The following is a 15,793-nucleotide window of genomic DNA, read 5'->3' as shown; positions in this document are numbered from 1 at the left end:
CGGGAGCGGTGGACACCACGACTGTGGCGTCCACCGCTCCCGCACGGTCCGTGCAAGCGCCTACCGGCCCTCGTCGGGCGGGCGGTGGTCACCGAACTGGTCGTTCATCTTCTGCTGAGCCGAGTCGACCTGGCCGCCGTACTTGCCGCCGGTCTTCTTGTCGACGTAGTCGCCGCCCTTCTCGACTCCCTGGCGGGCCTGGTCCGGATGCCCCTTGATCATGTCCTTGATCTTGTCGAGCATGCCCATGACTGACCTCCTAGAGACGCTGACCGTTCCAGCATCCACGCCCCGCCGTGCCCTCGCATTCCGGGACGGCCGGGTCCGGACGCCCTACTCGCCAATCGCCTCGCCGACGTGGGCCTTCGCCCGGGGGGTGCCGGGAAGAGCCCGCTGTCTTCCCGGACGCCCTGTTCGACATCGCTTGTGCCACAAGGGTTGTACGGCTTTTCCGCGACAAGAGCGGTACGGCATGCGAAAGGGGTGGAAAGGAGCGCTTCCGCTTCTTTCCACCCCTGCTCACGATCCCGCCCCGAGGGCGGGGCCGGTCTGGATCAGTACGCGCCGAAGACGTTGTCCATCGAGCCGTACGTGGCGGCGGCGTAGTTGCACGCGGCCGTGATGTTGGCGACCGGGTCGTAGAGGTCCATCGACGTACCGGGCACGTGGTACGCGTCGAAGGTGGGCTGGATCACCTGGAGCAGCCCCTTGGAGGGGGTGCCGTTGACGGCGTTGATGTCCCAGTTGTTGATCGCCATCGGGTTGCCCGAGGACTCCCGCATGATGTTGCGGTAGATGCCGTCGTAGCTGCCGGGGATGCCCTGCTGCGCCATGATCGCCAGGGATTCCTTGATCCAGCCGTCGAGGTCGTCGGTGTACGCGACGGCCGTCTTGGTCTCGGCGGGCTTCTCGGCGGCGACCGGGACGACGGTGCGCTCGGAACGGTCGGCGCGGTCGGCGCTCTCGGTCCGGGGGGCGGTGTCGCCGTTCTTCTCGGCGGTCTCCGCCTTGAATGCGCTCTTCTCGGCGGCCTTCGGGGCGGCGGCCTCGGACTTGGCACCGATGGTGAGCTTCAGGCCCGGGTGAATGAGGTCGGGGTTGCCGCCGACGGCACCGCGGTTGTCCTTGTACAGCCGCTCCCAGCCACCGCCGAGGGAATGCCCCTGGGCGATCTTGTAAAGCGAATCGCCGGACACCACGGAATAGGTGGTGGGCGCGGCCTTGCGCACGGCAATTTCCTTGCCGGCGACGGAAGTCGGGGCCGCTGCCTTTTCGGCGACGACGGTCTTGGCGGGGGCGGCGGAAGCCGATCCGGCCGTGATCAGGGGGAGCGCGAGAACGGCTCCGCCCGCGCTGACGGCGATGAAACCGCGGGTCAGGGACGCGGACGTGGCACGACGGTGCTTACCCGTGATGGGCATGGGGTATTTCCTCTCCATCGCCTGCGAGGTGAGCTGTCGGGTTCGGACGGGAGATGTCCGGTCGCGCATGGCGACTTCACCCCTAGCCGCTCCGGATTCCGGACCGGCGGCAAACCTGGTTCCCCCGCTCCTGCCGTACGTGAGTGGTCGGGTTCCCGGACGGTGGCAGGATTCGGCGTTCCATCCGGATTGATGACGGGACCGTAAGCGAGAAACGACGGCCGGAACAAGCCCGGAATTGCTGATCACAATTGTTTTGCAAGATCCATCAAAGGAAATGCTCATGATCGCCCGCGCCGGGGGAAGTCAAATTTCTTGGGACGACTGGGAACCGGGAGATCGGATTGCGCGTCAGAAACAGCCGACGTGACGCTGCCCACTGAGACCGGAATGACGCGTTCGTCCGTTTTGTGTCCATTTGGCAGCATCAAAACCGCCCCGATCGCCCGTAATTGACTTTTTTCCCATGCGGGAACAAAAGGGACATCAAACGACCCACGAGCGGCCGGAATCGCCGGTTCGGACCCCTCGTTCGCGCGATCACTCTATGGTTAGGCTTACCTAAGTATTGCCGCCCCTTGTTCACCGTCATAGGGAGACCCCAGAACCATGGCGCCGCGTTCCGCCCCTTCGTCCCCTCGTCCCGCCGCCCCCGCCGCCCCCGCCGACGAGGAACTCACCGGCAGGCTGGCCCTCGTGACGGGAGCCGGACGCGGCATAGGCGAGGCCGTCGTGCGGGCCCTCGTCGCGCGCGGCTGCCGGGTCCTGGCGACCGACGCGGCCCCGGAGGGCGTCGACGCCCTCGCCGGGGAGTACGGGGGGAGCGTCGTGGCCCGGGCACTGGACGTCACGGACGCGGCGGCCGTCGAGGCCCTGGTCGCCGAGGCGGAGGACACGCTCGGCGCCCTCGACATCGCGGTCAACGTCGCCGGGATACTGCGCTGTTCACCCGTCACCGAGCTGACCGACGAGGACTGGCGGGCGACGTTCGCCGTCAACACCGACGGGGTGTTCCACGTCTCGCGGTCCGTCGCGCGCCGGATGGCGGACCGGGGCGCGGGCAGCATCGTCACCGTCGCGTCCAACGCCGCGGGCATCCCCCGTACGACCATGGCGGCGTACGCCGCGTCCAAGGCCGCGTCCGTCATGTTCACCAAGTGCCTCGGCCTGGAACTGGCCCCCCGGGGCGTCCGCTGCAACACCGTCTCGCCCGGCTCCACGCTCACCGACATGCAGCGCGGGATGTGGCCGGCCGGTGAGGCGCACGACGACGGGCCCGCCGCGCGGCGCGTCATAGCCGGGGACCTGGCGAGCTACCGCACGGGCATCCCGCTGGGCCGGATCGCCGAGCCGTCCGACATCGCCGAGGCGGTCGCCTTCCTCGTGTCCGACCGGGCCCGCCACATCACCCTGCACGACTTGTACGTCGACGGCGGCGCCACCCTGCGCGCCTGACCCGTCCGCCCGGCGCCCCCGAAACCGGACCTCCCCCTGGAGACCTGAAACGATGACTGCCTCACCGTACGAAGACGCCCCGGCCTGGCCCGCGGAGTTCGCCGCCCGCTACCGCGCGGCCGGGCACTGGCGCGGCGAGACCTTCACGAGCATGCTGCGCGAACGGGCCGAGGCCCACGGCGACCGCGTCGCGCTGATCGACCCCGCGCCCGAGCGCCGCGCCTGGACGTACCGGGAGCTGGACGAACGCGCGGCCCGGCTGGCGGCCGGCTTCCGGGCGCACGGGATAGCCAAGGGCGACCGGGTCGTCGTCCAGCTGCCCAACATCCCCGAGTTCGCCGAGGTCGTCTTCGCCCTCTTCCGCATCGGCGCGCTCCCCGTCTACGCGCTGCCCGCCCACCGCGAGACGGAGATCGGCTACTTCTGCTCCTTCGCCGAGGCCGTCGCCTATGTCGTCCCGGACCGGCACGCCGGATTCGACCACCGCGCGCTGGCCACGGCCGTACAGGCACAGGCGCCCACCCTGAAGCACGTGTTCGTCGTCGGCGACCCGGGCGAGCACACCGCCCTGTCCGACGTGCCGTGCGACGCGTCCGGGGAGCCCGAGGACGGGCCCGAGCCGCACGACCTGGCCTTCCTCCAGCTGTCCGGCGGCACCACGGGGGTGCCCAAGCTCATCCCCCGTACGCACGACGACTACATCTACTCGCTGCGCGGCTCCAACGAGATCTGCGGCGTCGACGCGGACACCCGCTTCCTCGTGATCCTGCCCGCCGCGCACAACTTCCCGATGAGCTCGCCCGGCTGGCTCGGCACGCTGTACGCGGGCGGCACCGTCGTCCTGTGCCCGCGCCCCGACCCGGCCACGGCGTTCCCGGTCATCGAGCGGGAGCGCGTCACCATGACCGGCATGGTCCCGCCGCTCGCCCTGGTGTGGACGGACGCGGCCGCCTCGGCGGAGCAGGACCTGTCGAGCCTCGAACTGATCCTCGTCGGCGGCGCCAAATACAGCGAGACGGCCGCCCGGCGCCTCGAACCGGCGCTCGGCTGCCGGCTGATGCAGGTCTTCGGCATGGCCGAGGGCCTCGTCAACTACACCCGTCTGGACGACGACCACGAGACCGTCGTCTCCACCCAGGGCCGGCCGATCTCCGAGGACGACGAGATCCGCGTCGTGGACGACGCCGGACAGGACGTCCCCGACGGGCGGTTCGGGCATCTGCTGACCCGGGGTCCGTACACGATCCGTGGTTACTGGCGCGCGCCCGAGCACAACAGGACCGCGTTCACCGAGGACGGGTTCTACCGCACGGGGGACATCGTGCGCCGCACCCCGAGCGGCCATCTGGTCGTGGAGGGGCGGGCGAAGGACCAGATCAACCGGGGCGGCGAGAAGGTCGCGCCGGAGGAGATCGAGAACATCATCCTCGCCCACCCCTCGGTGCACGACGTGTCGGTGGTCGGTGTGGCCGACCCGTATCTCGGTGAACGCACGCTGGCGTACGTGATTCTGCGCGAGGGCGCCGAACCGCCCGGGGCGCTCGCCGTCAAACGGCATGTACGCGAACGCGGCATCGCCGCGTACAAGGTGCCCGACCTCGTCGCATTCGTGGACGTCTTCCCGCAGACGGGGATCGGCAAGGTCAGCAAGAAGGGCCTGCGTACCGACGCGGCCCCCGCCTCCGTGTCAACTCCCCCCGCACAGAACTGAGTCCGTCCCGCGCGGCACCGAAAGGCTCCCCTCATGGCACTTCCCGCCATCGTCCCCTACCCCCTGCCCGGCGCCGACGAGCTGCCGGCCAACCGGGTCGGCTGGACCGTCGACCCGGCGCGCGCCGTGCTGCTCGTCCACGACCTCCAGAACCACTTCCTGCGCGCGTACCGCCCCGGCGAGGAGCCGCTGACCGGCATGCTCGCGAACACCGCCCGCGTGATCGAGGCCGCCCGCCGCGCCGGCATCCCGGTGGTGCACTCGGCGCAGCGCGGCGGTCAGAGCGCCGAGGAGCGCGGTCTCCAGCTGGACTTCTGGGGGCCGGGGATGACCGACGACCCGGAGGCCCTCGCCTCGCCGGTCGAGGTGGCGCCCGCGCCGGGCGACACGGTGCTCACCAAGTGGAAGTACAGCGCGTTCGTCCGCACCGAGCTGGAATCCCTCATCCGCGACGACGGCCGCGACCAGCTGGTGATCACCGGGGTGTACGCGCACATCGGTGTGCTGATGAGCGCCGCCGACGCGTGGATGCGCGATATCCAGGCGTTCGTGGTGGCCGACGCGGTCGCGGACTTCTCTCGCGAGGAGCACGACATGGCGCTGCGCTGGGCGGCGGGCCGCTGCGCGGTCGTGACGACGACGGACGCGCTGCTGAAGGACATCTGAGCCCGCGCACCCTCACGGCCGGAGGCGCCCCGCCGCCTCCGGTGTGAGGTGCCGGGCGAGCACGTCCAGCGCCTCGCCGACCGTGCGCAGCGTCTCCGGGTCGTCCGTGCCCAGCGCGGCGGCGAGCGCGCCGTCGATCCGGGCGGCCCGCACCTCGGTCACCCGCTCCGACACCTCGGAGGCCGTACGGATCAACTGGCGCCTGCCGTCCGCCGGATCGGGCGCGGACACGAGCGATCCGGTCTCCTTGAGCCGGGCCACGGCGCCCGACACCTGGCTCTGCGGCAGGCCGGTGCGGGCGGCGATCTCGCTCACGGAGGTGTCCTGGTGCCCGAGGACGTCGCTCAGCACGACCAGGGCCGCCCGGGTGCCCCCGCGCTGCGCGGGTCCGGCCGGGGACACCGGCTCCGGCAGCGCCTCCTCGCCGATCTTCATCAGGGTCCGGCCGAGCAGGAAGAGCTGAACGGGGGTCATCGATGCGCTCATGAGCCGCGACTCTACCGGCAACCCATCACCATGCGATGCATCTCTATTGATGCATCTAAATAGATGGAGTACGGTGGGGATTACCCGCCGACGCTCCCCGCGCCGGACACCTCACCACCCAGGAGACCCCGATGTTCCTCGACACCGACGGCGCCACCCTGTACTACGAGGTCCGGGGCACCGGCCCGCTGCTGCTCATCGCCCAGAGCGGCGAGGGGGACGCCGGCCGGAGCACCGACCTGGTGGACCGCCTCGCCGACCGGTACACCGTGGTCACGTACGACCGCCGCGGCCTGTCCCGCAGCACTCTCGCCGGGCCGGCGCGGGGCGTGACCATGGAGGAGCACGCCGACGACGTGCACCGGCTACTGGACCGGCTCACCGACGAGCCCGCCCTGATGCTCGGATGCAGCATGGGCGCCGCGATCGGGCTCCACCTCGCGGTGGCCCACCCCGGGCAGCTGCGGACCCTCGTGGCGCACGACCCCGTCTCCCCCTCCCTCCTGCCCGCCGGGCCGCGCGCCGGACACGCGGCGGAGCTCGCCCACCTCCAGGAGGTCTACCGGGAGGGCGGATTGCGGGCCGCCTTCCCGGAGATCGCCCGGGTCCTCGGCATCGACCCGGCCCGCCAGGAGACCGAGCCGGACCTGACGCCCATGCCCCTCACCCCGGGCCGGGCCGCCAACTTCGAGTTCTTCCTCGCACACGACTTCACGGCCGTCATCGAAGCCGGACTCGACCGGGAGGCGCTGCGGAGGTCCCCGGTGCGGATCGTGCCCGCCGGCGGGGCCACCACGGCACCGGACGTCTTCGTCGGGCAGTGCGCACAGCGACTGGCCGGCCTGGTGGGTCGGGAGGTCGTCCCGTTCCCCGGCGGGCACAACGGCAACACCACCCACCCCCGGGCGTACGCCGCGCGGCTGCGCGAGGTCCTGGCCTAGGCACGGCCCATGGGCTCCCCGGGCAAAAAGAAAGCCCCGGCCCGAAATTGCGGACCGGGGATTTTCCCAGGTATATTGAGTGGTTCTGTGCGCCCACAGAAAAAGGCCCCTCACTGGGGGCCAACAAGAATCACCATATCCGTCAGGGAGCTGTTTTGTCAACTCGGGAAATCGCCGAATTGCAGAAGGAACAGGAATACATCGACCGGCTCCACCACCGTGTCGACGTGCTGCGCGGTGACGCCGCCGAGCAGGTCCAGGACGCCCTGACGCCGGTCGGCACCGGCCAGCAGGCCCGACTCGAACGCGATGTCCTGATCGCCGAGCGCTCCGGTCTGCTCGCCGCGCTGAACGCGGTGGACGGCTCACTCTGTTTCGGGCGTATCGATCTCACGGACGGCGTCGCGCACCATATCGGCCGTATCGGAATCCGCGAGAACGACACCGAGCACACGCCTTTGCTGATCGACTGGCGCGCCCCGGTCGCCCGCCCCTTCTATCTCGCCACCCATCACACCCCGATGGGGCTGCGCAGGCGCCGCCACCTCACGACCGAGGGCCGCACGGTCACCGAGCTGCACGACGAATTCCTGGACATCGGGGACCGGGAGCGCACCGGTTTCGAGGACCCGAGCGGCGACACGGTCCTGCTCGCCGCGGTGAACTCGGCGCGGACCGGACGCATGGCGGACATCGTGCGGACCATCCAGGCGGAGCAGGACCGCATCATCCGCGCGCCGCACCGGGGCGTCCTGGTCGTCGAGGGCGGACCCGGCACCGGCAAGACGGCCGTCGCCCTGCACCGGGCGGCGTTCCTGCTGTACGAGCAGCGGGAGCTGCTGGCCAAGCGCGCGGTGCTCATCGTGGGCCCGAACCCGGCCTTCCTCAGCTATATCGGCGAGGTGCTGCCCTCGCTCGGTGAGACCGGCGTTCTGCTCGCCACCCAGGCCGAGCTGTTCCCCGGCGTCCACGCCCGGGGCACGGACACGCCCCGGGCGGCGGCCGTGAAGGGCGGCGCGGCCATGGCCGAGGCGCTGGAGCTCGCGGTGCGGGACCGGCAGCTGCTGCCCGAGCCCGGCGCCCCGCTGATCGTCCCGCACGACGACGGCGACCTGGTCCTGGACTGGGAGATCGCCTACGAGGCCCGGCAGGCGGCCCGGGACACCCGGCTGCCGCACAACCTGGCCCGGCCGCACTTCGCGTTCCGGATCATCGACGCGCTGACCGCCCAGCTCACCGAGCGCATCGGCGCCGACCCGTACGGCGGGCCCAACTTCCTGGGCCCGGACGACATCGCCCAGCTCGGCAAGGCGGTCGCGGTCAGCCGGGAGGTGCACGCCGCGGTCGAGGAGCTGTGGCCGGCGCTCACCCCCGAGGGCTTCCTCGCCGACTACCTGGCCGAGCCGGTCCACCTGCCGGACGCGGACGCCGAGGCCGTCCGGCGGGCACCCGGCGAGGGCACGTGGACACCGGCCGACGTGCCGCTGCTGGACGAGGCCGCCGAACTGCTCGGGGCGGACGACAGCGCCGAACGGGCGGCGGCCGAGGCGGAGCGCCAGGAGCGGATCGCGTACGCCCAGGGCGTCCTGGAGCTGTCCAGGGGCTCGGAGTCCTTCGAGTTCGAGGACGAGGAGTCGGAGCTGCTCGCCGCGCACGACATCATCGACGCGGAGCGGATGGCCGAGCGCCAGGAGGAGGCCGACCACCGCAGCGCGGCCGAGCGGGCCGCCGCCGACCGGACGTGGGCGTTCGGGCACATCATCGTGGACGAGGCGCAGGAGCTGTCGCCGATGGCGTGGCGGCTGCTGATGCGGCGGTCGCCGACCCGGTCGATGACGCTGGTGGGCGACCCGGCGCAGACCTCGGAGGAGGCCGGGGTCGGCTCCTGGCAGGAGATCCTGGAGCCGTACGTGGGCGACCGGTACACGCATGTGCGGCTGGCGGTCAACTACCGTACGCCCGCCGAGGTGATGGAGGTCGCGGCGAAGGTGCTGCGGGCCGAGGACCCGTCGTTCGAGCCGCCGGGCTCGGTGCGCTCCACGGGCGAGGTGCCGTGGGTGCGGGAGACCGGGGCGGATCTGGCGGGCGCGGTGGCGCGGGCGGTCCAGGAGCTGACGCCCGGCGAGGGGCGCCTCGCGGTGATCGCGCCGCGCGAGCTGCACGAGGAGATCGCGGCACCCCTGGACGGGGTCGTGCCCGGCGGCGAGCCGGATCTGACCCGCGCGGTGGTGCTGCTGGGGCCCCGGCAGGCCAAGGGCCTCGAATTCGACCACGTCCTGGTGGTGGAGCCCGGCCGGTTCGGGACGAGTGACCTGTACGTGGCGCTGACCCGGGCCACGCAACGGCTGGGCATCCTGCACCGGGAGGCACTTCCGGCGTCCCTGCGCTGACGGGCCAGGTCAACCTGGTCCGCGGGCCGGGCTGTTGTACGAGGACAGCCCGGCCGGACGGATGGATTCCGGGGAGCCTTGACACCCCGGACCGGCAGGAGGAGCATCCTCACGTCGCTGACAACGTTGTCGGGGCCTCGCCGTTCCTCCGCGGTCACGGCGCCGGGCTCCCGCCGCGTTGACCGTCCGTCACATCAGAAGGGCAGGAACGGTGCCACAGACGCACACACGTCGTACGCACACCGCGATCCGGGCCGTGGGCTCCGTCACGGCCGCCGCCATGGCCGTCGCGGGGCTCGCGGCCGCCGCCGCCCCGGCTTCGGCCGCACCGGCCCGGAACACCGTCAAGAACCCGGTGTCGTACGTCGATCCCCTCATCGGCACGTCCAACGCGGGCAACACCTACCCCGGCGCCGTGCAGCCGTTCGGCATGCTGGCGTGGAGCCCGCAGAATTCGAGGGGCAAGCAGGTCTCGACGCCGGCCCCCGGCGGCTACCAGTACGACGCGAAGAAGATCCGCGGCTTCAGCCTGACCCACCTCAACGGTGTGGGCTGCTCGGGCGCGAACGGCGACATCCCGATCATGCCGTACGTGGGTGAGGTGGACTCCTCCCCCACCTCGGACACCACCGACGCGAAGTACGCGAGCGACTTCTCGCACGACGACGAGACGGCCACCCCCGGGTACTACAAGGTCGGCCTGGCCGGTGGCGCTTCGGCGGCGCTGACCACGACCGCCAGGACGGGGTCCGGGGAGTTCGGCTTCCCGGCGGACAAGCCGGCCAGCCTGCTCTTCCGCACCTCCAACTCGGAGTCCGGCAGCACCGACGCCACCGTGCGGATCGACAAGGCCGCGCGGACGGTGACCGGGTCGGTCACGGCCGGCAACTTCTGCGGGCCGCAGAGCGCGAACAACCGCAAGGACCTCTACACGCTGTACTTCACCGCCCACTTCGACAAGCCCTTCGCGAAGACCGGCACCTGGAAGGACGGCACCCTCACCCCCGGCTCCACCTCCGCCTCCGGCGGTACGGGCTACAGCTCGTCCGGCAACGCCGTGGAGGGCAAGGGCTCCGGCGGGTACGTCACCTTCGCGGACGGCACCACCGAGGCGCGCGCCAAGGTGGCCGTCTCGTACGTCAGCGCCGCCAACGCCGAGGCCAACCTCCGTAGGGAGAACGGCCCCGGCAAGAGCTTCGACACGGTGAAGCGGCAGGCCGCCGCGAACTGGAACAAGGCGCTGAAGGCCGTCGAGATCGGCGGCGGCACCGAAACCCAGCGCACCGCGTTCTACACCGCGCTCTACCACTCCATGCTGGAGCCGACCCTCACCAGCGACGTGGACGGCCGCTACCTCGGCGCCGACCGCAAGCCGCACCGCCTCGCCAAGGGCCAGAAGGCGCAGTACGGCACCTTCTCCGGCTGGGACCAGTACCGGGCGCAGGTGCAGCTGATGGCGCTGCTCAACCCGAGGGCGGGCAGCGACTACGCGCAGTCCCTGTTCAACTACGCGAACCAGCGGGACGGCGAGTGGGACCGCTGGCTGCTGGAGAACGGCAAGACGAGCGTGATGTCGGGCGACCCGTCCGACGCGGCGCTGGCCGGTATCTATGCCTTCGGCGGCCGTGACTTCGACGTCAAGGGCGCGCTGAAGTCCCTGGTCACGGCGGCGACCGTGCCGACCGCGAACGACTCCGACAGCTCCGGCTGCAACGTCGAGTGCGTGGGCCAGCGCCCCGCGCTGGACAAGTACCTGGAGCTCGGATACGTACCGGCGGACAACTGCCACTGCTGGGGCGGGGCGGCCGAGACGCTGGAGGACGCGGCGGCCGACTACGGCCTGTCGGAGCTGTCCCGGCGGCTGGGCGACAAGGCCGACGCGAAGAAGTTCCTGGACCGGTCGGGCAACTGGACGAACGTCTTCGACGCCAACGCGACCGAGCACGGCGGGTACATACGCGACCGGAAGTCCGACGGCAGCTGGGCGGGCACCTTCACGCCCGGCACCGGCGCCGGGTTCGTGGAGGGCACCAGCGCCCGGTACACCTGGATGGTCTACTCGGACGTGGCCGGTCTCGCCGGTGCGATGGGCGGCAACGAGCGCGCCGCGGAGCGCCTGGACGCGTTCTTCCGTACGCCGGAGGGGAAGTTCGACTTCTCGGCGAAGGACGACACGCGCTACGACCCGACGAACGAGCCCGACATCAACGCGCCGTACCTGTACAACTACTTCGGCACCCCGTACAAGACGCAGGAGACGGTCCGCGCGGAGCTGGACCAGCTGTGGACCGACGGTCCCGGCGGGATTCCGGGCAACGACGACGCGGGGACCATGTCGTCCTGGTACGTCTTCTCGGCGCTCGGCATGTACCCGCAGAACCCGAGCCGCGCCGATCTGACGCTCACCGCGCCGCTGTTCCCGCACGCGGTGGTGCACACCGGGCACGGCAGGAAGATCACCATCGAGGCCCCGGCCGCTTCGGCGGACCACACGTACATCCACGGGCTGAAGGTGAACGGCCGCACGTCCACGAAGCCGTGGGTCGGTGACTCGCTGGTGGAGCACGGCGGGCGGCTGGACTTCACGCTCGGCACGACGCCCGACACCGCCTGGGGCAGCGCACCGGCCGACGCCCCGCCGTCCTTCCCCGGTGGCGGGCTGAAGTACTTCACGGGCGCTTCCCCGGACCAGCTGAAGGTCGAGCCGGGCGCCGGGGGCGCGCAGACCGTGGTCAAGGTGCAGAGCCTGGAGACGAAGGCCACCACGGTGCACTGGAAGGCGGAGGCGCCGGACGGGGTCACCGCGACCCCGTCGGAGGGCGACTTCACGGTCCCGGCGAGCGGCGCCGCACAGGCGAAGCTCACCGTGTCGGCGGGGAAGGACACCGCCGAGGGCTACTACACGGTCCCGGTGACGCTGACGTCGTCGGCGGGCACGGAGCTGCCGAAGACCTCGGCGGCGGTGACGGTCGCGGAGAAGAACGGGCTGCTGTGGAACCGCAACAGCACCGGGATCTCGGCGGACGACGAGAATCCGCAGGCCAACTTCGACGGTGAGGGCTGGAGTTATTCGGCCCAGGCGCTGGCGGCGTCCGGTGCGGCGCCGGGCGGCACGGTCTCCTCGGGCGGCTTCGACTTCACCTGGCCGAAGGTGAAGGCCGGCGACCCGGACAACATCGAGGTGGTCGGTACGGGCCCCCAGGTGCTGAACATCGCCTCCGGCGAGGGTGACACGAAGCTGGCGTTCCTCGGGAGCGCGGCCGAGGGCAAGGCGTCGGGCACGGTGACGCTCACGTACACCGACGGCACCACGCAGCAGGCCGAGATCGGCTTCAGCGACTGGACCCTGGGCGGCGGCTCGCAGCAGCCGTCGTACGGGAACACGGTGGCGGTGCACACCGAGTACCGCGATGTGCAGGGCGGCGGAAAGGACCCGGTGGGCACCGAGATCTTCACGACCGCGCCGATCGCGCTCCAGGCCGGGAAGCGGCTCGCGTCCGTGACGCTGCCGGGCACCACGGACGGCGGGATCATCCACGTCTTCGCGGTGGCCACCGCCTGACCGGATCCGCGCAACGGCAAGGGCCGGTCCCCCCGCGCGGGGGACCGGCCCTTGCGGCGTCGTCAGACGAGGTCGAACCGGTCCAGGTTCATGACCTTGTCCCAGGCGGCGACGAAGTCGCGCACGAACTTCTCCTTGGCGTCGTCGCTCGCGTAGACCTCGGCGACGGCGCGCAGTTCGGAGTTCGAGCCGAAGACCAGGTCGGCGCGGGTGCCGGTCCAGCGGACCTCACCGGTGACGGCGTCGCGGCCCTCGAAGGCGCTCTGGTCGTCGGCCGTCGACTTCCACGTCGTGCCCATGTCGAGCAGGTTGACGAAGAAGTCGTTGGTCAGCGTGCCGGGCGTGTCGGTGAGCACACCGTGCGCGGTCTGCTGGTGGTTGGCGCCCAGGACGCGCAGACCGCCGACGAGGACCGTCATCTCGGGCGCGCTCAGGTTGAGCAGGTTCGCCCGGTCGAGCAGCAGGTACTCGGCGGGGAGCCGGCTGCCCTTGCCGAGGTAGTTGCGGAAGCCGTCGGCCACGGGCTCCAGCTCCACGAAGGACTCGACGTCGGTCTGGTCCTGCGAGGCGTCGACCCGGCCCGGGGTGAACGGGACCTCGATGTCCGTACCGGCGTCCTTGGCCGCCTTCTCGACGCCTGCGGCGCCCGCGAGGACGATCAGGTCGGCCAGCGAGACCTGCTTGCCGCCCCGCTGCTCCGCGTTGAAGGACTCCTGGACGGACTGGAGGGTGCGCAGGACGCCCGCGAGGCGGTCCGGGTCGTTGACCTCCCAGCCGCTCTGCGGTTCGAGGCGGATGCGCGCGCCGTTGGCGCCGCCGCGCTTGTCGCTGCCCCGGAAGGACGAGGCGGAGGCCCAGGCGGTGGAGACCAGCTCGGAGACGGGAAGGCCGGAGGCGAGGACCTTCTCCTTGAGCGCCGCGATGTCGGCGGCGTCGATCAGCTCGTGGGTGCGCTCGGGCAGCGGGTCCTGCCAGATCAGCGTCTCCTGCGGGACCTCGGGGCCGAGGTAGCGGACGACGGGGCCCATGTCGCGGTGGGTCAGCTTGTACCAGGCGCGGGCGAAGGCGTCCGCGAACTCCCGCGGGTTCTCGTGGAAGCGCCGCGAGATCTGCTCGTACGACGGGTCGAAGCGCAGCGAGAGGTCGGTGGTGAGCATGGTCGGGGCGTGGCTCTTCGACGCGTCGTGCGCGTCGGGCACGGTGCCCGCGCCGCCGCCGTCCTTCGGCCGCCACTGGTGGGCGCCCGCGGGGCTCTTGAACAGCTCCCACTCGTACCCGAAGAGGATGTTGAAGAAGCTGTTGTCCCAGGCGGTGGGGGTGTCCGTCCAGATGCCTTCGAGGCCGCTGGTGATGGCGTCGCCGCCCTTGCCGGTGCCGTACGAGCTCTCCCAGCCGAGGCCCAGGCGCTCCATCGGGGCCGCCTCGGGGTCGGGGCCGACCGCGTCGGCGGGACCGGCTCCGTGCGTCTTGCCGAAGGTGTGGCCGCCGGCGATCAGGGCGACGGTCTCCTCGTCGTTCATCGCCATGCGGCGGAAGGTCTCGCGGATGTCGCGGGCCGCGGCGATCGGGTCCGGGGTGCCGTTGGGTCCCTCCGGGTTGACGTAGATGAGGCCCATCTGCACGGCGCCGAGCGGGTTCTCCAGCTCGCGGTCGCCGGTGTAGCGCTCGTCGCCGAGCCAGGTGGTCTCGGGGCCCCAGTACACGTCCTCGTCGGGCTCCCAGACGTCCGCGCGGCCGCCGCCGAAGCCGAAGGTCTCGAAGCCCATGGTCTCCAGGGCGACGTTCCCGGTGAGGACGAGGAGGTCGGCCCAGGAGATGTTCTTGCCGTACTTCTTCTTGACCGGCCACAGCAGGCGCCGCGCCTTGTCGAGGCTCGCGTTGTCCGGCCAGCTGTTGAGGGGGGCGAAGCGCTGCTGGCCGGAGCCGGCGCCGCCGCGGCCGTCGCTGATGCGGTACGTGCCGGCGCTGTGCCAGGCCATCCGGACCATGAAGGGGCCGTAATTGCCGAAGTCGGCGGGCCACCAGTCCTGCGAGGTCGTCAGCACCTCGGCGATGTCCCGCTTGACGGCGGGCAGGTCCAGGGCGTTGAAGGCCGCGGCGTAGTCGAAGTCCTCGCCGAGCGGGTTGGCCACGGCGGGGTTCTTGGCGAGAATCCGCACGTTGAGCCGCTCCGGCCACCACTGGCGGTTGCCGCCGCCCTGGGTGGGGTGCGGCGCGCGACCGTGCGCGACGGGGCAGCCGCCGGCCTCCTCCGACTTGGGGTCGGTGACGATCGCGTCGTGGTTCTCAGTCATGGAATTCCTTCCGGACGGGGCGGATCTCGTGCTCTGAGAATGTGGGGGGCTGGCCTGACCGGTCTCGCCCGGAGGGCGTCCTGCCCTGGCTTCGGCCGGAACCGATCCTACGATGGACCTAGTCCAAGTCAATACGAACACGCGATGGAATGGATCAACGCCGACGACTGGCCTGGCGCGGGTGCGGGTCATGAAGGCCCCGTGCGCGATGATCGAACAGTCGTTCGGCTAACTGTGCCCCCGCCGGTGCACGCTGACCGCGTAGCCGCCGTCGTCGTACGGGGCGGCGTCCCAGGTGGCGAAGCGGTCGACGGGGGCGAGCCCGGCGGCGGCGCAGTGGGCGTCGTACTGGGCGAGGGTGAGGCCGGGCGGTACGGGGAGGTGGGCCGCGTCCAGGCCGAACCCGGCGACCAGCAGACCGCCCGGGCGCAGCGCTCCGGCGAGGCGGGCGACGACGGTGGCCTCGGTGCCGGGGGCGACCAGCGCCATCACATTGCCGGCGGCGACGACAAGGTCGAACCCCGGTTCGATGGAGAGCGCGTCCGGGTCGAACGCGGCCAGGTCGGCCCGGTGCCAGGGCAGCCCGGGCGCCTGCTCGCGCGCGACGGCCAGCATCGAGGCGTCGACGTCCACCCCGGTGCAGTCGTACCCGAGCTCCGCGAGCCGGATCGCGACCCGGCCGGTGCCGCAGCCCGCGTCCAGCACCCGCGCCCCGGCGGGCAGCAGGGCGGCGCAGAACCGCGCCTCGCCGTGCATGTCCTTGCCGCTGCGGGCCAGGGCCGCGAAGCGCGCGGCGTAGTCCTCGCCCGAGGTGTCTCCGGTCAGTGCGGTCCAGCGGTTCATGCGGGCCACTGTAGACGGGGCCCT

11 protein-coding genes and 1 riboswitch are annotated in these 15,793 nt (G+C 71.3%); of the genes, 6 read left to right on the top strand and 5 right to left on the bottom strand.

Annotated features, from left to right (window positions below; all coding sequences use genetic code 11):
* Nucleotides 1–60: 60 nt before the first annotated feature.
* Both OG867_RS29010 and OG867_RS29005 read right to left on the bottom strand, forming a co-directional pair.
* Nucleotides 61–249, bottom strand: a complete 189-nt coding sequence (locus OG867_RS29010; RefSeq protein WP_328899000.1) for an antitoxin — start codon at nt 247–249, stop codon at nt 61–63.
* A gap of 305 nt (nt 250–554) precedes the next feature.
* Entirely contained in the window at nt 555–1,421 is an 867-nt protein-coding gene (locus OG867_RS29005; protein WP_406289813.1) for a transglycosylase SLT domain-containing protein, read from the bottom strand.
* Between the two features lie 3 nt (nt 1,422–1,424).
* Nucleotides 1,425–1,609: riboswitch (cyclic di-AMP (ydaO/yuaA leader) on the bottom strand.
* Between the two features lie 421 nt (nt 1,610–2,030).
* Between OG867_RS29005 and OG867_RS29000 the strand changes: the two genes are divergently transcribed.
* From OG867_RS29000 to OG867_RS28990, 3 genes are read left to right on the top strand one after another with little or no spacing between them, the layout of a single operon-like run.
* On the top strand, nt 2,031–2,876 hold the full coding sequence (locus OG867_RS29000) for a 2,3-dihydro-2,3-dihydroxybenzoate dehydrogenase (protein ID WP_328899002.1): 846 nt from the start codon (nt 2,031–2,033) through the stop codon (nt 2,874–2,876).
* 52 nt (nt 2,877–2,928) lie between these two features.
* Nucleotides 2,929–4,587, top strand: coding sequence for a (2,3-dihydroxybenzoyl)adenylate synthase (locus OG867_RS28995; protein WP_406289810.1), 1,659 nt, complete (start codon nt 2,929–2,931; stop codon nt 4,585–4,587).
* Nucleotides 4,588–4,620: 33 nt separating this feature from the next.
* A complete protein-coding gene (locus tag OG867_RS28990) occupies nt 4,621–5,253 on the top strand; it encodes an isochorismatase family protein (RefSeq protein ID WP_328899004.1) in 633 nt (210 codons plus the stop codon).
* 12 nt (nt 5,254–5,265) lie between these two features.
* Here the strand turns inward: OG867_RS28990 and OG867_RS28985 are convergent, their stop codons facing one another.
* Nucleotides 5,266–5,727, bottom strand: coding sequence for a helix-turn-helix domain-containing protein (locus tag OG867_RS28985; RefSeq protein WP_328904244.1), 462 nt, complete (start codon nt 5,725–5,727; stop codon nt 5,266–5,268).
* A gap of 143 nt (nt 5,728–5,870) precedes the next feature.
* On the opposite strand from OG867_RS28985, the gene OG867_RS28980 reads away from it, so the two are divergent.
* From OG867_RS28980 to OG867_RS28970, 3 genes are all read left to right on the top strand, one after another.
* Nucleotides 5,871–6,680 (top strand): alpha/beta hydrolase, encoded by an 810-nt coding sequence (locus OG867_RS28980; protein ID WP_328899005.1) that lies wholly within the window; start codon nt 5,871–5,873, stop codon nt 6,678–6,680.
* A 179-nt stretch (nt 6,681–6,859) separates the two neighbouring features.
* Nucleotides 6,860–9,070, top strand: a complete 2,211-nt coding sequence (locus OG867_RS28975) for a HelD family protein (protein ID WP_406291211.1) — start codon at nt 6,860–6,862, stop codon at nt 9,068–9,070.
* 280 nt (nt 9,071–9,350) lie between these two features.
* Nucleotides 9,351–12,632, top strand: coding sequence for a GH92 family glycosyl hydrolase (locus OG867_RS28970; RefSeq protein WP_406291209.1), 3,282 nt, complete (start codon nt 9,351–9,353; stop codon nt 12,630–12,632).
* A 62-nt stretch (nt 12,633–12,694) separates the two neighbouring features.
* On the opposite strand, the gene katG is transcribed toward OG867_RS28970, so the two are convergent.
* Nucleotides 12,695–14,926: a catalase/peroxidase HPI gene (katG, locus tag OG867_RS28965; protein ID WP_406289807.1), complete on the bottom strand. Its 2,232-nt coding sequence runs from the start codon at nt 14,924–14,926 to the stop codon at nt 12,695–12,697.
* A 228-nt stretch (nt 14,927–15,154) separates the two neighbouring features.
* Complete coding sequence (locus OG867_RS28960; protein ID WP_406289804.1) at nt 15,155–15,769, bottom strand: class I SAM-dependent methyltransferase; 615 nt, start codon at nt 15,767–15,769, stop codon at nt 15,155–15,157.
* Nucleotides 15,770–15,793: the final 24 nt, after the last annotated feature.

Origin of the sequence: Streptomyces sp. NBC_00209, assembly GCF_045206345.1 — a bacterium.
In the GTDB taxonomy this organism is placed as follows: domain Bacteria; phylum Actinomycetota; class Actinomycetes; order Streptomycetales; family Streptomycetaceae; genus Streptomyces.
The sequence above is the reverse complement of the archived record's forward strand: the minus strand, read 5'-3'. Positions and strand labels throughout refer to the sequence as shown.

Bases quoted from the DNA above. Each gene is read 5' to 3' on its own strand.
- OG867_RS29010 (WP_328899000.1), bottom strand. From the start codon at position 249: ATGGGCATGCTCGACAAGATCAAGGACATGATCAAGGGGCATCCGGAC.
- OG867_RS29005 (WP_406289813.1), bottom strand. From the start codon at position 1,421: ATGCCCATCACGGGTAAGCACCGTCGTGCCACGTCCGCGTCCCTGACC.
- OG867_RS29000 (WP_328899002.1), top strand. From the start codon at position 2,031: ATGGCGCCGCGTTCCGCCCCTTCGTCCCCTCGTCCCGCCGCCCCCGCC.
- OG867_RS28995 (WP_406289810.1), top strand. From the start codon at position 2,929: ATGACTGCCTCACCGTACGAAGACGCCCCGGCCTGGCCCGCGGAGTTC.
- OG867_RS28990 (WP_328899004.1), top strand. From the start codon at position 4,621: ATGGCACTTCCCGCCATCGTCCCCTACCCCCTGCCCGGCGCCGACGAG.
- OG867_RS28985 (WP_328904244.1), bottom strand. From the start codon at position 5,727: ATGACCCCCGTTCAGCTCTTCCTGCTCGGCCGGACCCTGATGAAGATC.
- OG867_RS28980 (WP_328899005.1), top strand. From the start codon at position 5,871: ATGTTCCTCGACACCGACGGCGCCACCCTGTACTACGAGGTCCGGGGC.
- OG867_RS28970 (WP_406291209.1), top strand. From the start codon at position 9,351: ATGGCCGTCGCGGGGCTCGCGGCCGCCGCCGCCCCGGCTTCGGCCGCA.
- katG (WP_406289807.1), bottom strand. From the start codon at position 14,926: ATGACTGAGAACCACGACGCGATCGTCACCGACCCCAAGTCGGAGGAG.
- OG867_RS28960 (WP_406289804.1), bottom strand. From the start codon at position 15,769: ATGAACCGCTGGACCGCACTGACCGGAGACACCTCGGGCGAGGACTAC.